The sequence below is a fragment of the Flindersiella endophytica genome (assembly GCF_054779015.1).
Window position 1 is genome coordinate 146,013 of record NZ_BAAGYY010000009.1, and the last position, 14,436, is coordinate 160,448.

Sequence of the window (14,436 nt, forward strand, 5' to 3'; positions counted from 1 at the left end):
GCGCCCGCTCTCACCGCTTTAGTTTCGCTTTGGCCCGAATGCCATCGTGCCGCCAGAGCCGCTCGCCAGACTCCGGCCATGAAGAAGAGAGTGTTGGCGGTTCTCGCCGCGACCGCGATTGCGGCTCTTTCCGTGGCCGGCACGACCGCGCAGGCAAGCGCGAGCGAACCGAGATTCGACAGGGACAAGGGCAGCTACACCCCCCAGATCATCGGCGGCAGCCCGGCCAGCGAGGCCTACCCGTTCATGGCGTCGTTGCAGTACAAGGATCCGAACCGGCCGAGCCCGATCCGATGCGGCGCGACGCTCGTCAGCCCGCACTGGCTCGTGACCGCGGCCCACTGCGTCGCCAACCTGGACGGCACGGAGCTCGACCCGGCGCCGTTCCAGGTCAAGATCGGCTCGACCGACTACCAGGCCGGCACGACGTACCAGATCGAGCGGTTCGTCGCCCATCCGTGGTGGGGCGCCGGCCAGGAGAGCATCGCCGACATCGCGCTGATCAAGCTCACGGCGGCCGCTTCGCAACCGTTCCTGGACAACGTGGGCTCTCCGTCGAACGGCACTCCGGTGCGGATCCTCGGCTGGGGCCGTACGGTCGACGGCGACTCCACGTCGATCCCGCGCCAGCTGCAGCAGCTGGACAGCACGACGCTGCCGTACGCGAGCTGCATCCACAACGACCCGTACGACATCACCCCGGGCGACCTCTGCGTCGACGCCCCCGGCGGAACGGCCAGCATCTGCAGCGGCGACTCGGGCGGACCGCTGCTCTACAAGTCGCAGGGCGTGTGGTTCTTCGCGGGCGTCGCCAGCCGGAGCCCCGGCGAGTCCGGATGCCTGGACGGCCCGCCCGTCTTCACCTCCACCAGCAGCTACTGGCACTGGGTGCAGGTGCAGATCCTGAACGACGTTTAGGTCCCGGCTCCTGGCCACGCCGCCCGCTAGCGTGGTGGCGTGGCCAAGAGCAGCGCGGAGATCGAACGCAAGTACGCCGTCGACTGGGACTACCGCCTGCCTGATCTCTCCGGGCTCGCCACGGTCCGCGACGACGGCACCGCGACGCTCGTCAACGCCTACTTCGACACCGAGGAGCTGCACCTCACCCGCGAGGGCGTCACGCTGCGGCGGCGCACGGGTGGGGCCGACGCCGGCTGGCACCTCAAGCTGCCGCCCGCCGAGCAGCTACGCAGTGGTGGCGCGCTGGTTTCGGGCGACGGGCCGAGGGTTCGTACCGAGGTGCAGGTGCCGGCGAAGAACGGGCGGCCGGCCGACCGACCGCCCGGCGAGCTACTCGACCTGATCCGGGTGCTGATCGGCGACCGCGCGCTCGCGGAGCGCGGCCGGGTGCGGACCAGGCGCACCACGCTGACCCTCCTCGCCGAGGACGGGACCGAGATCGTCGAGCTGGCGGACGACTGGGCCGAGGTGATCTCGGCCGGCGGTGTCGCCGAGAAGTTCCACGAAGTCGAGGTCGAGGACCGTCCGGGCGCGACCGGAAACCCCGAGATCGTACGCGCACTGCTCGACACGCTGACCGCGACCGGCGCCGTTCCGTCCAGCGCGCCGAGCAAGTCCGCGCGGGCGCTGGGCGCGGAGAGCCTCGGCGGTCCCGACGTGGCAGAGCCACCGACGCTCACTCCGGAGTCGCCGGCGACGGACGCTGTCCGGGCGCACCTGCGGCGGTACGCCCGCGCGCTGCGCTGGGAGGACGTCCTCGTCCGGCTGGAGGCGGAGGACGCCGTGCACCAGCTGCGGGTCGCCACCCGGCGGCTGCGCAGCGGGCTACGGGCCTACCTGCCGCTGCTGGACGCCGGCTGGGCCGGGCCCTTGCGTACTGAGTTGCGCTGGCTGGCGCACGGATTCGCCGCTGCCAGGGACGCGGAGGTCCAGCTCGCCCGGCTGGTCGGGCACGCGCAGGAGCTCGGCCGCATCGGCGGCGCCGACGAGGACGACGTGGCCGACGTCCAGGCGTTCCTGCGCCGCCGGCTGGGTGCCGAGCAGGACGCCGGGCGCGCGGAAGGACTCGGCCTGCTGGCGTCGGAGCAGTACCTCCAGCTGCACGACAGCCTGGTCGTCGCCGCGAACGAGCCCGCGGTGCTGCCCGCCGCCGAGCGTCCCTGCGCCAAGGCCCTGCCGCCGCTCGCGAAGCGGGCCTGGCGCAAGCTCGACCAGGCGGTACGCCGGCTGGGTCCGGAGGCGCCCGACGAGGTCTGGCACGCGGCGAGGATCTCCGCCAAGCGGGCGCGGTACGTCGTCGACGGGTGCGCGACCGCGCTCGGCAAGCCCGCCGCGAAGCTCGCGAGCCGGCTGGCCAGCGTCACCGACGTCCTCGGCGAGCACCAGGACGCGGTGGTCGCCACCCACACGCTCGTCCGGCTCGCGACGGCCGGCCGGGTGCCGGCGCGGACGGCGTACTGGCTCGGCGTGCTGGCCGCCCACGAGCGCGGTCTCGCGCTGGCCGCCCGCGAGCGGTTCGCCGGGGTGTGGGCGGAAGCCGGCCGGGCGAAGTTCCGCCGCTGGTTCGACTGACCCGCGACCATGACGCTCTGACAAACACGGCTTGACTCAAGCCGAATGCGGCATATGTGTACCGTTCAGGCACTTTTCAAGCCGTATTCGTAAGGGCGGCACCACAAACCGTCACAAGCCTGCGCTGTTCACGTGACGTATGCCACCCAGACAGGGATCCGTTCAGATACCGCCTATCGACGTTCACCTTTCGTTCACCCTCTCCGCTACGCCAAGTCACCTGGCCTCCTTAGCGTCCGAGTCGACAACCGAAATCGTGAAGGGCTGAGGAAAATCGTGAACCCGAACCGGTTCGCCAAAGTCGCCGCACTGGCGGCCATCGGCGCGATCACGCTCGCCGCATGTGGCAGCGACCCCGAATCGACCGCGGACAGCGGCGAGACGTCTTCGTCGGACAGCTCGTCCAGCGCCAGCGCTGAGGCCTGCCCGTCGGGCACGATCAACGCGGAGGGCTCGTCGGCCCAGAAGAACGCGATCGAAGAGATCATCGCCGCGTACCAGGAGAAGTGCCCGGACTTCACCGCCAACTACAACCCGAGCGGCTCCGGTGCCGGCATCAAGCAGTTCAACGCCGGCCTGGTCGACTTCGGCGGCTCCGACTCGGCGCTGAAGCCCGACGAGGTGGCGGCGGCCAAGAAGCGCTGCGGCGGCAACGACGCCTGGAACCTCCCGATGGTGACCGGGCCGATCGCGGTCGCCTACAACGTGCAGGGCGTCGACAAGCTGGTCCTCGACGCCGACGTCACCGCCAAGATCTTCAACGGCACGGTCAAGACGTGGAACGACCCAGCGATCGCCGCGCTGAACAAGGGTGTCACCCTCCCGAGCGCGAACATCTCTGTGTTCTTCCGTTCGGACGAGTCGGGCACCACCGAGAACTTCGGCAAGTACCTCAAGGGCGCCGCGCCGAGCGTCTGGAAGACCGAGCCCAGCAAGACCTGGGAGGGTGCCGGCTCCGGTAAGGAGAAGTCCGCCGGTGTCGCCGAGGGCGTGAAGTCGACCCCCAACTCGATCACCTACGTCGAGCTGTCCTACGCCAAGGACAACCAGCTCGGTATCGCGCAGATCGACAACGGCAGTGGTCCCGTCGAGCTCACCGGCGAGTCCGCTGGTAAGGCCATCGCCGCCGCGAAGGCCGCCGGCCAGGGCAACGACCTGAAGCTCGAGCTCGACTACGCCACGAAGGAAGCGGGCGCGTACCCGATCGTCCTGGTGACGTACGAGATCGTCTGCTCCAAGGGCCTGGACGCCACCAAGACGGCCGGTGTGAAGGGCCTGCTCGGCTACTTCTCCAGCACGGAGGGCCAGTCCTCGCTCGAGGAGATCGGCTACGCGCCGCTCCCCGACGAGATGCGCACCAAGGTCGAGGCCGCCGTCAAGGCGATCCGCTGAGCTGCCGATGACCAACCAGTCGGCTCCCCCTACAAGCGAGCCGGTCGACCGTCGGCCTCAGGTGAACCTGGGGCCGACAGGTCGTGGCGGTGACCGCCTGTTCAGCGGTCTCGCCCGTGGATCCGGGCTCGCGGTCATCGCGCTGGTCACGTTCGTCGGCGTCTTCCTGCTGGCTTTCGCCGTTCCCGCGCTCCAGCGCAACGAGGCCAACTTCCTGTTCTCCAGGGAGTGGGCCCCTTCGTTCGCTCCGCCACGCTTCGGCGTCGCCGGCCTCTTCTACACGACGATCCTCACCTCGGCGTTCGCCCTGCTGCTCGCCGTGCCGGTGGCGATCGGCGTCGCGTTGTTCATCACGCAGTACGCGCCGAAGCGGCTCGCACAGCCGGTCGTCTACGTCGTCGACCTGCTGGCCGCCGTCCCGTCGATCATCTTCGGGCTCTGGGGCATCAAGGAGCTGGCTCCCGTGCTCGCTCCCGTGTCGTCGTGGCTGTCGAGCACGTTCAACTGGTTCCCGCTGCTGCAACCGGGCCTCACGGACAACGGCACGATCTTCGTCGCCGGCATCGTGCTGGCGATCATGATCCTGCCGATCATCACGGCGATCACGCGCGAGGTCTTCGCGGCCACACCGACCGCGCACATGGAGGCCGCGCAGGCGCTCGGTGCGACCAAGTGGGAAACGATCCGGATGACGGTGTTCCCGTACGGTCGCTCCGGCATGGTGAGCGCCGCGATGCTCGGCCTCGGCCGGGCGCTCGGCGAGACCATCGCCATCATGATCATCCTGTCCAAGCCGAGCACCTTGGACGCGTTCAACCCGAGCGTGTTCTTCGGTGGTGAGACGTTCGCCAGCAAGATCGCGAACAACGCCGCGGAGTTCGACACCCCGGAGAAGACCGGCGCGTACATCGCGGCCGGTCTCGTTCTGTTCGTGGTGACGTTCGTCGTGAACGCGATCGCCCGCATCGTCGTCGAACGTGGGAGGAGAACCTGATGACCACGGTCGACTCCCCGCCCCGCCAGTCGCCGGCACCGAAGGTCGACCTCGGCAGCCGCTCGGCCGGCCGGACGTTCCGTAACGGACTGGCCGCCGTCCTGGTGGGGGCGTGCTTCCTGATCGCGCTGATTCCACTGGTCTGGATCCTCTGGTCGGTGATCAGCAAGGGCGCAGATCTGCTGCTCGACCCGAACTGGTGGCAGCAGTCGCAGCGCGGTCTCACCTCGCGACGCGAAGGCGGCGGGGCGTACCACGCGATCGCCGGCTCGCTGATCACCGCGCTGCTCTGCGCGGCGATCTCGGTGCCGATCGGCGTGCTCGGCGCTGTCTACCTGGTGGAGTACGGCCGCCGCGGCCCGCTGGCGCGCGCGGTCAGCTTCATGGTCGACATCCTCACCGGTATCCCCTCGATCGTCGCGGCGCTGTTCATCTACGCGTTGTGGGTGACGATCCTCGGGTTCCAGCGGGTGGCGTTCGCGGTCTCGCTCTCCCTTGTGTTGTTGATGATTCCGGTCGTCCTCCGATCGACGGAGGAGATGCTGCGGCTGGTGCCCGACGAGCTGCGCGAGGCGTCGTACGCGCTGGGTGTTCCCAAGTGGAAGACCATCATGAGCGTCGTACTGCCGACCGCGTTCTCCGGAATCGTCACCGGCGTGATGCTCGGCCTGGCCCGGGTGATGGGTGAGACGGCGCCGCTGCTGATCCTCGGGCCGTACACCAAGAGCATCAACCTCAATCCGTTCGAGGGCAACATGGCCGCGCTGCCGACCATGATCAACCAGGACCGCACTGAGTCGCTGCAACCGGCTGTCGACCGGACGTGGGCGGCCGCCCTGACCCTGATCCTGCTGGTCCTCGTGCTGAACATCGCAGCCCGCAGCATCGCCCGGTTCAGCTCCGTGAAGAAGAGTGAGTGACACATGGCCAAGCGCATCGAGGTTTCCGACCTCGACATCTACTACGGCTCGTTCAAAGCCGTCGAGAACGTCTCGATGACCGTTGAACCGCGGCAGGTGACGGCGTTCATCGGCCCGTCCGGCTGCGGCAAGTCCACCATGCTTCGCACGCTGAACCGCATGCACGAGGTGCTTCCGGGCGCCCGCGTCGACGGCAAGGTCATGCTCGACGACCAGGACCTCTACGCCGGCGACGTCGACCCCGTTGCCGTACGGCGCGTGGTCGGCATGGTGTTCCAGCGGCCCAACCCGTTCCCGACGATGTCGATCTTCGACAACGTGGCGGCGGGCCTGAAGCTCAACGGCGTAAAGAAGAAGTCCGTACTCGAGGAGACCGTCGAGCGGTCGCTGCGCGGCGCCAACCTGTGGAACGAGGTGCAGGACAGGCTCAACCGGCCGGGCGCCTCGTTGTCGGGTGGGCAGCAGCAGCGGCTGTGCATCGCGCGCGCGATCGCGGTCGAGCCGCAGGTCCTGCTGATGGACGAGCCGTGCTCCGCGCTCGACCCGATCTCCACGCTGGCGATCGAGGACCTGATCGCGCAGCTCAAGGAGCACTACACGATCGTGATCGTGACGCACAACATGCAGCAGGCGGCCCGGATCTCCGACTCGACGGCGTTCTTCAACCTGGCAGGCCAGGGGAAGGCGGGGCGCCTGATCGAGATGGACCGGACGCAGCAGATCTTCTCCAACCCGAGCGAGAAGGCGACCGAGGACTACATCACGGGTCGCTTCGGCTGACCGTTCTCACTCGTTGCTGCTTGGTCCTGCCCGGGGTTATCCGGTTGCGGCCGTTCGCGCCTCGCACGGAGGATAGGCGTCGATGAGCACCGACGAGGCACTTGTACGCCGCCTGCTTCAGGACCAGTTCCCGCAGTGGGCCGACCTGCCGATCACGCCGGTCGAGTCCTACGGCACCGACCACGACATCTACCGGCTCGGCACCGCCTTGTCGGTGCGGCTGCCGCGCCGGGAGTGGGTGACCGACCAGGCGGCGAAGGAGGCGGAGTGGCTGCCCCGCCTCGCTCCTCAGTTGCCGCTCGCGATTCCGGAGCAGGTGGCGGCTGGCTCGCCGGCTGCGGGCTTTCCGTTCCCGTGGTCGGTGTACACCTGGCTGCCGGGCACGCCGGTGTCGGCCGGGGGACTGTTCTCCGGGCCGGGCGCGCTCGAGCAGGCGGCGACCGACCTGGCGGCGTTCATCACGGCGCTCCGCAAGATCGACCCGACGGGTGCACCCGCGCGCCCTCTCGGCCGCCGCGGCGGCCACCTGTCGGAGTTCGACGGGCCCACCCGCCGCGCCATCGCAGACCTCGACCACCACGCCGAAGCCGACAGCGACCTGCTGCTCGACCTGTGGCAGGAGTCGCTTGACGCACCGCTCCACACCGGCCCGGACGTCTGGATCCACGGCGACCTGCTGCCGGGCAACCTCCTCACGACCGACGGCCGCCTCTCCGGCGTCATCGACTTCGGTGCCCTCAACACCGGCGATCCGGCCTGCGACCTCCAGCCGGCGTGGAACGTCTTCACCGCCGCCACCCGCGCCCGCTTCCACTCCACCCTCGGCGACGACGAGCCCGCCCGGCTCCGCGGCCGTGGCTGGGCCCTCTTCCAGGCGGCCACGGCCATCTCGCACTACCGCGGCACCAACCCCGGCATGCTCGCCCAGGCCACCAACGCCATCTCCGAAATCCTCGCGGGCGGCTAGGGGGTGTCCTGTAAGTGTCGGTGGATAGCGAGGACGGTCATGGCGCCGGGCTGGCAAGGCGGGCGGAGTCGTTCGTATCGGTTATACGGGCGATCTTCGTCCAACGCAGCCAGCGTGGGGCCAGGGCCGCCGCAGCCCGGCGACACTTGCAGGACACCCCCTAGCTGCCGGCCGTGCCCGCCCGGGCAGCCAGTGCACGCAGTCCGGTGGGCTGATTTCCCTTGGAGTACAGCAACGTCGAGATCAGGTTCCGGACCGATGGACGGCGGATCTCTTCCGGAGCATGGCTTTCGGCCGCTCGCAGAGCTTGATAGGCGTTGGCCGGCTTGCCGTACTGCTGCCAGGCGCGAGCCGTGTCGATGCAGTATCTGGCGTAGCGTTCGGCAGTCGGCAACGCGTCCGGCCGGATTCCGCGCGCGTAGGTGAGTGCCCGGCCAGGCTCGCCGAGAGTGTTGAAGATGCCGATGCGGTAGATGTTGACGCTCGCCGCGTTGGGCTCGCCGCCCACCGCCGACTCCGCCTCGTCGAGCAGTTCGACGGCCCTCTCACGATCGCTCGCCTGTGCGCTGGCGTAAGCCGCAGTGCACAACAGCGAGCTGCAGGCAGCGAGCACGCGAGGGGTCGATTCAGCCGTCATCAGCTCATCGGCGGTCTGAGTCAGCAGGGAGCCGGCGGTGTCGTAGTGACCATGCCTGCGCAGCGCGATCGCAACCCCTTGCGTCGCATCGGCGATCGTGGCCGCATGCCCGCTCTCCCGAGCCGCGCACAGCCCACGATCGGAAGCCACCCACGCGGCGCCGTCCTCGTTCAGCTTGAAGCAGAGCTCACCGGCCAGCTTGTACGCCCTGGCCAGGACGGCGGAACAACGATCGCTGTCGATCCCCTGGTGCTGACTCCGACTGACCCGGGAGTCAGCGATCAAGCGCGGCAACAAGGAGGCGAGCTGCTGGTAGTGACAGGAGTCGAATGCGGCTCTGGCGGCCGCGAACCGGCCGGCCAGAACGTTCGGTGGGAGCACAGCTTCGGACGAGGCGGTCTCGAACAATGCCGCTGGTACGAAGTGGGTGGCCGGAGTCGGAGCCGCCAGCGAAGTGCCGCTCGCCTGCACGAACAGGCTGGCAGTACCCAACCCGGTCAGGCCGGCCAGCAGCTCCCGTCGGCGCACCGAATCACCGTCCTCTTCGACGTTGTTTTCGCCAACCGTAGATGCCGGTCGGGCCGAATGCGGCCAAGTCGATTCGGCGTGTCGTAATACAGGCGAGAGTCCGAGCAGCGCCGGTGGGATTCGGAGCACTGCCGACAAGGTGCGAAGCAACTCGATACTGGACAGAGGTTGTGCGCCACTCTCCAGCCGGGAAATGGTCGACGCGGAGTATCCACACCGCGTGCCGAGGTCGGCCTGGGTCCAGCCTTCGGCACGTCTGGCCAGCCGCACGATCGCTCCGCGATCGGCGGTCTGGACGGCGACGCGCATGGCTCGCGAAGTCCACACCGGATGAGTCGGATCCACGGGGCACCACCCCTTCCGACCAAGGTAACTCCGGCAGAGGCTGGTCCTCCTTCGATTTGCGGATTCCGCAAACTCCTTCAGCGCTGATTGGCGCCGGCATAGCCCACGACCTTGAGCTGGCTGAGGTCGAAGGTGGGCGGGAGGCCGGTGACCTCGATACGGGCTTGGTCGCCGTCGCGGAGGTCGAGGTAGTTGTGGGTGAAGCGGAGGCCTGGCATGGGGGACGGGAGGTGGACGAAGTAGCTGTAGCCGCGGGACACGATGTCGACCACCGCGCTGTCGCCCGCGGTGGAGACTGAGACGTCGAGGTCGCTCTTGCCGAAGGTCAGGTCCTTGATCTCGGCGAAGAAGTGGCGGTTCGACGGGAACGCGGCGTTCGGGCTCTCGACCCAGGCGTACGTGCCGCCGTCGCGCGGGAGGTCGCCGCTGACCATCGTCCAGGCTGGGCGGGACTCACCGGGTGCGAGCTGGACGTTCAGGGCGTCGCGGCGGATCGTGGTGCCGTCGAAGCCGCCGACCATCACGATCGCCTCGGCCTCGACCGGAGTGCGGCCGCTGTTGGAGATCCATAGTTCGAGCCCGCCGTCGTCGGTGTCGCGGAACGACGCGAGCACAGGAGAGAACGCGCGTTTGGCGTAGTAGTAACCCGCCTTCGGCACGCCCTCGTAGTCGACGACAGACCAGCTGAAGCCCGGCCACACGTCGTTGAACTGCCAGATCAGCGTGCCGTTGTTGTGCGGCTGCCGCCGCCGGTAGTGCTCGATTCCGAACTTCAGTCCTTCGGCCTGCGAGACCATCGTGAAATCGACATACTGCTCGATGTTCGCCGGCAGCCCGGTGATGATCTCGAGCAGCGCGTCACCCTTGTTCTTCGGGTTGTCCTTGTTGTGGTGGTCGAACGAAGCACTGTGCACCACCAGCTCGGACGACGGAATCCACCGCCGCAGGGTATTGAGTTCGGGCGACGCGTGAATTCCGAATTCGCTGACGAACTTCCCGCGATCCCTGGCGTACCGCCGATAATGCCGCGCCTCGCCTATCGAGGCATAATCGCCCCCTCCGGCGCCGGCGTCGAAACCGTGCCAGACCTCCCAGGCGTGCCGGTCACCGGAGAGGACGCCGTTGACCGCCATGAAGCCCTCGGCGGCGTTCTCGCCCCACGGACTCCCCGGCCAGTAAGGCGTTCTGCCGTCGAACGACGCCACCGTCGAGGGCAGGATCCGGTGGAAGAAGTCGTAGCCCCAGTTGCCCGGCTCGAAGTTCTGGTACCCCCAGCCGTGGATCATCTGCACCTCGTTGTTGCCGCTCCACACCGCGAGGCTCGCGCGGTTCCGCAGCCGCTTGACCTGGTGTTCCGCCTCGAGCGTCACTTCGCCTTGCAGCACAGCGTCTTCGCTGGGGTAGTCGACGCACGCGAACATGAAGTCGTGCCAGATCAGCACGCCGAGCTCGTCGCACGCGGAGTAGAACGCGTCGTGCTCGTAGATGCCGCCGCCCCAGATGCGGATCATGTTCATGTTGCCCTGCTTGGCGGTCTCGACCAGCGCGCGATACCGCTCGGGTCGCACCGAGCCGACCAGCGCGTCGGCCGGCACCCAGTTGGCGCCGCGCGCGAACGTCGGAAAACCGTTCAGCACAAAGCGAAACAGTTCGCCCTCGCCGGACGGATCGGCCGACTGGTCGAGGACGATCGTACGCAGGCCGACCCGATCGGTCAGCTCGTCGAGCTTCACGCCGTCGGAGGCGTCCACCAGCGTGAGCGTCACGTCGTACAGCGCCGGCGTCCCGAGGTCGTGCGACCACCACAGCTCGGCCTGCTCGACCGTCAGCGCGACCTCCGCCCGGCCCGCACCGCTGTCAACCGGCACGGACGCCGTGACCAGGCGGCCCGCCGGCGAGCGCAGCTCGACCTCGACCGACAACCCGCCCGAAGCGGCGAACGCGTCGACCTCGACCAGCACCGACACTTCCGCCGTCGAAGCCGCGGCGTCAACCGCGTCCGTACGTACGTGATGCCCGACGATCGCCGCCCGGCGCTCGCGCAGCAGCTCCACCGGCCGCCAGATGCCCACCGACGGCACCCGCGGCCCGAAGTCCCAGCCCCAGGAGAAGGTCGCCTTCCGCCTCCACACCGCACGGGGCAGCTCCGCCAGCATCCCCTCGCCGACCCCTTCCGACGAGGCCGGGGCAGAGGACGACGAGCTCGCACCGCTGTCCGCGCCATCCTCCGCCGACAGCTGAGCAAAGACCTCCCCCAGCCGCCCGAACAGCTCCAGAGCCGACTGCGAGGGCTCCAGCCCTGCCAGCGGCGGCGAGAACCGCACCACCAGGCTGTTCGACGCCTGCACCTTCGCCGTGATGTCGTAGACCGCCGACCGGAACATGTTCGCGTGCGATCCCAGCGGCTCGCCGTTCAGCCAGACGTCGGCCACCGTGTCGAGCCCGTGGAACACCAGCCGCAGCCGTTCGTCGGGCGCCACGCCGGCCGGCGCCTGGAACGTGGTGCGGTACCACCAGTCCCGCTCCTCGATCCACCGCACCGACTCCTCGTTGCGGTCGTAGTAGGGATGCGCGATCACCTCGGCCTGCAGCAGTGCCTCGTGGACGCCGCCGGGAACGAGCGCCGGGCCCCAGTCCGTACGCCCCTCCAGCGCCTGCGGGCCCTCGAGCCCACGCTCGGTGCCGAGCAGCTCGAAAGCGAACAGATACGTGGAGTGGAGACTCATACCGCCACCTTCAGGTCATTTGCCCAGGGCAAGAGGCATTCCACCGAACCCTAGCCATGCAAACCCGAAGATGTGTGCAAGATCGGCCGACAACCGTTGACACCGTGCGCGCCGCCCGCCACAACCGGCGACCAGCCCACGTCAGCGCGGCAGGGAGGTTACGGCAGGAAGATCCGCGCCAGGAAGTAGAACACCGAGGCGACCAGCGCCGCCATCGGAAGGGTCAGAACCCAAGCCACCAAGATGTTTCCGGCCACGCCCCAACGCACCGCCGACAGTCGCTCGGTCGCGCCGACACCCATGATGGCCGAGCTGATCACGTGTGTGGTGGACACGGGCGCGTGCAAGCCGATCGCCATGACGTAGAGCACGCTCGAAGCGGTGAGGTCGGCCGCGACACCGCGCGCCGGGTCGAGGTGGATCACGCGCCGCCCGAGCGTACGCATGATCCGCCAGCCGCCGGAGTAGGTGCCCAGCGCGATCGCGAAGGCGGCCATGAGCTTGACCCACAACGGCACGTCGCTCCCGGTGTGCAGCCCGGCGGTGACGAGTGCCAGGACGATCACGCCCATGGTCTTCTGCGCGTCCTGCAGGCCGTGGCCCAGTGCCATCGCCGCCGCGGACACCGCCTGCCCGGCCCGGAAGCCGCGGTTGACACGGCTCGGGCTGGCCCGCCGGAAGATCCACAGGATGCCCACCATGACGAGGTAGGCGAGGCAGAACCCGGCCAGCGGCGAGATGACCATCGGGACGACGACCTTCTCGAGGATCACCGCCCAGTGCACGGACACCGAGGCCGAGACCGCCGCACCGACCAGGCCGCCGATCAACGCGTGCGAGGACGAGGACGGCAGGCCGAGCCGCCAGGTGACGAGGTTCCACACGATCGCGCCGACCAGCCCGGACAGGACGACTGTCATGCCGTGGGAGTCCTCGGTGGGCGAGATGATGCCGCTCCCGATCGTGCTCGCGACTCCCTCGGAGATCAGCGCACCGATGAGGTTCATCACCGCGGCGAGCGTGAGCGCGACTCGCGGCGTCAGCGCCCTGGTCGAGACGGACGTGGCGATCGCGTTGGCCGCGTCGTGGAAACCGTTGGTGTAGTCGAAGACCAGGGCAATGACGACGACCGTGATGACGAGAGCGAACTCCACGGTCGGCTCACGACTCCTTGACGGCGATCTGTTCGACTGTGTTGGCCACCTTTTCGAACGAGTCGATGGCGAACTCGAGCTGCTCCACGACGTCCTTCAGCTTCATCACGGTGAGCGCGTCGTAGGAACCGCTGAACAGCTTGGCGAGGATCCGCCGGTAGATCTGGTCGCCGAGGTTTTCCAGCCGGTTGACCTCGATCCAGTATTCCTCGAGATCACGCATCGTGCGCAGGCGTGGCATGGCGTCGGCGGTGAGGTCTGCCGCACGCTGCAGCACCTCGACCTGATCCTCCACCCCTTGTGGCAACGCATCGACCTCGTAGAGATAGACGTAGTCGACCGCGGCCTCCATGTCGTCCATCACGTCGTCGAGACCGGCTGACAGCCGGTAGATGTCTTCTCGGTCGAACGGCGTCACGAACGTCGAGTTGACCCGACGGATGATCTCGTGGGTCACCTCGTCGCAGCGATGCTCGGCGTCTTTCATGGCCCGGGCGGTCTCCACCCGGTCATTGCCGTCGGCGAGCATTTCGGCCAGCAACCGGGCACCTTCGACAAGGTGTCCGGCTGACTTCGCGAATAGATCGTAAAACGTCGTGTCGACCGGCGTGATTCGGAACCGCACGGCGTACTCCTGTCGAACTGATCTCGCCACGGGATCTTCAGTAGCGTGTCTCACCATATCCGGAAAGTCATCAACCGCGACGCCCCGACGACATTGTGGGTTCGCCGATTCGGTCACATTTCCGCTTCTCGCGCCTTCACCGGTAGACCGCTATCGCCGCCAGGTCGGCGAGCCCGACCAATCCGACGAAAAGCGCGGCGCCGTGAGCGTACGGGGGATGCGCCAGCAGCGACACAGCCGGACGTCCGCGCAGCCGCCGATAAGTACGGCTGGTGACGATCCATGCGAGCAAGGTGAACAGCAGGGCGACCAGGCCGGCCGCCACCATCCAGACACCGTTGCCGCTGGTCGAGGTTCCCATGCGTACCAGCAGGACACCGTTTGCCGCGACCGCGAGCAGGGTGCGGTTCCACGACAGTGCGGTGCGCTCCAGCTGCGCGGCGGTCTCGTAGATCCGATCCGGGTCGGCTCTCTGCTCGCTCACGAGGCGCTCAACGGTCGAGCAGGACCAGCGCGACGGCACCGGCCGAGACCAGCAGCACCGCGATCGCCAGCCCCACAGGCATCCGTGTGACGGGCAACGGCTCACCGCGGCGCATCGCCGTCAGGTTGGCCCGCCAGCGTACGAACGCACCCGCGGAGACGATCATGCCCGCCACCGCGAGGATCGCGGCGACCAGCCGGACGATCCAGGCTCCACGGTCCGGCGAGAGGAACTGCACGGCGCCCGCGGCACCGGCGTCGAGCGCCAGCGCCGTACGCAGGTAGGCGAGGAACGTGCGCTCGTTGGCCAGCGTGAAGCGGTAGTCAGGCTCCGCCTCCACTTCTGTGTTCGT

General features: G+C 68.3%; 13 protein-coding genes. 7 read left to right on the forward strand and 6 right to left on the reverse strand.

Features of this window, described 5'->3' with window-relative positions; translation table 11 throughout:
* The first annotated feature begins 78 nt into the window (after nt 1-78).
* The 7 genes from ACYVF6_RS05960 (at nt 79) to ACYVF6_RS05990 (ending at nt 7,585) form a co-directional block, all read left to right on the forward strand.
* Entirely contained in the window at nt 79-918 is an 840-nt protein-coding gene (locus tag ACYVF6_RS05960; RefSeq protein ID WP_460516775.1) for a S1 family peptidase, read from the forward strand.
* 39 nt (nt 919-957) lie between these two features.
* Nucleotides 958-2,532: a CYTH and CHAD domain-containing protein gene (locus ACYVF6_RS05965; protein ID WP_460516777.1), complete on the forward strand. Its 1,575-nt coding sequence runs from the start codon at nt 958-960 to the stop codon at nt 2,530-2,532.
* Nucleotides 2,533-2,808: 276 nt separating this feature from the next.
* The gene (pstS, locus tag ACYVF6_RS05970) at nt 2,809-3,924 is read left to right on the forward strand and encodes a phosphate ABC transporter substrate-binding protein PstS (protein WP_460516781.1); all 1,116 of its coding nucleotides are present in this window, start codon (nt 2,809-2,811) and stop codon (nt 3,922-3,924) included.
* 61 nt (nt 3,925-3,985) lie between these two features.
* Nucleotides 3,986-4,918: a phosphate ABC transporter permease subunit PstC gene (gene pstC / locus ACYVF6_RS05975; RefSeq protein WP_460516784.1), complete on the forward strand. Its 933-nt coding sequence runs from the start codon at nt 3,986-3,988 to the stop codon at nt 4,916-4,918.
* Nucleotides 4,918-5,838 carry a PstA family ABC transporter permease gene (gene pstA / locus ACYVF6_RS05980; RefSeq protein ID WP_460516787.1) on the forward strand — a complete coding sequence of 307 codons (921 nt, stop codon included), beginning with the start codon at nt 4,918-4,920 and terminating at the stop codon, nt 5,836-5,838. The genes pstC and pstA overlap by 1 nt, the downstream gene beginning before the upstream one ends.
* 3 nt (nt 5,839-5,841) lie before the next feature.
* Nucleotides 5,842-6,618, forward strand: coding sequence for a phosphate ABC transporter ATP-binding protein (gene pstB / locus ACYVF6_RS05985; protein WP_460516790.1), 777 nt, complete (start codon nt 5,842-5,844; stop codon nt 6,616-6,618).
* Nucleotides 6,619-6,700: 82 nt separating this feature from the next.
* A complete protein-coding gene (locus tag ACYVF6_RS05990) occupies nt 6,701-7,585 on the forward strand; it encodes an aminoglycoside phosphotransferase family protein (RefSeq protein WP_460516793.1) in 885 nt (294 codons plus the stop codon).
* A 160-nt stretch (nt 7,586-7,745) separates the two neighbouring features.
* On the opposite strand, the gene ACYVF6_RS05995 is transcribed toward ACYVF6_RS05990, so the two are convergent.
* The 6 genes from ACYVF6_RS05995 to ACYVF6_RS06020 all read right to left on the reverse strand — a co-directional run bounded on the left by ACYVF6_RS05995 (nt 7,746) and on the right by ACYVF6_RS06020 (nt 14,424).
* Nucleotides 7,746-9,059, reverse strand: coding sequence for a helix-turn-helix domain-containing protein (locus tag ACYVF6_RS05995; RefSeq protein ID WP_460516796.1), 1,314 nt, complete (start codon nt 9,057-9,059; stop codon nt 7,746-7,748).
* A gap of 113 nt (nt 9,060-9,172) precedes the next feature.
* Nucleotides 9,173-11,821, reverse strand: coding sequence for a glycoside hydrolase family 2 protein (locus tag ACYVF6_RS06000; RefSeq protein ID WP_460516799.1), 2,649 nt, complete (start codon nt 11,819-11,821; stop codon nt 9,173-9,175).
* Nucleotides 11,822-11,979: 158 nt separating this feature from the next.
* A complete protein-coding gene (locus ACYVF6_RS06005) occupies nt 11,980-12,975 on the reverse strand; it encodes an inorganic phosphate transporter (RefSeq protein ID WP_460516802.1) in 996 nt (331 codons plus the stop codon).
* Between the two features lie 7 nt (nt 12,976-12,982).
* Nucleotides 12,983-13,600: a DUF47 domain-containing protein gene (locus tag ACYVF6_RS06010; RefSeq protein WP_460519393.1), complete on the reverse strand. Its 618-nt coding sequence runs from the start codon at nt 13,598-13,600 to the stop codon at nt 12,983-12,985.
* A 136-nt stretch (nt 13,601-13,736) separates the two neighbouring features.
* Nucleotides 13,737-14,084 (reverse strand): DUF202 domain-containing protein, encoded by a 348-nt coding sequence (locus ACYVF6_RS06015; protein WP_460516805.1) that lies wholly within the window; start codon nt 14,082-14,084, stop codon nt 13,737-13,739.
* Nucleotides 14,085-14,091: 7 nt separating this feature from the next.
* Nucleotides 14,092-14,424, reverse strand: coding sequence for a YidH family protein (locus ACYVF6_RS06020; RefSeq protein ID WP_460516807.1), 333 nt, complete (start codon nt 14,422-14,424; stop codon nt 14,092-14,094).
* Nucleotides 14,425-14,436 lie beyond the last annotated feature (12 nt).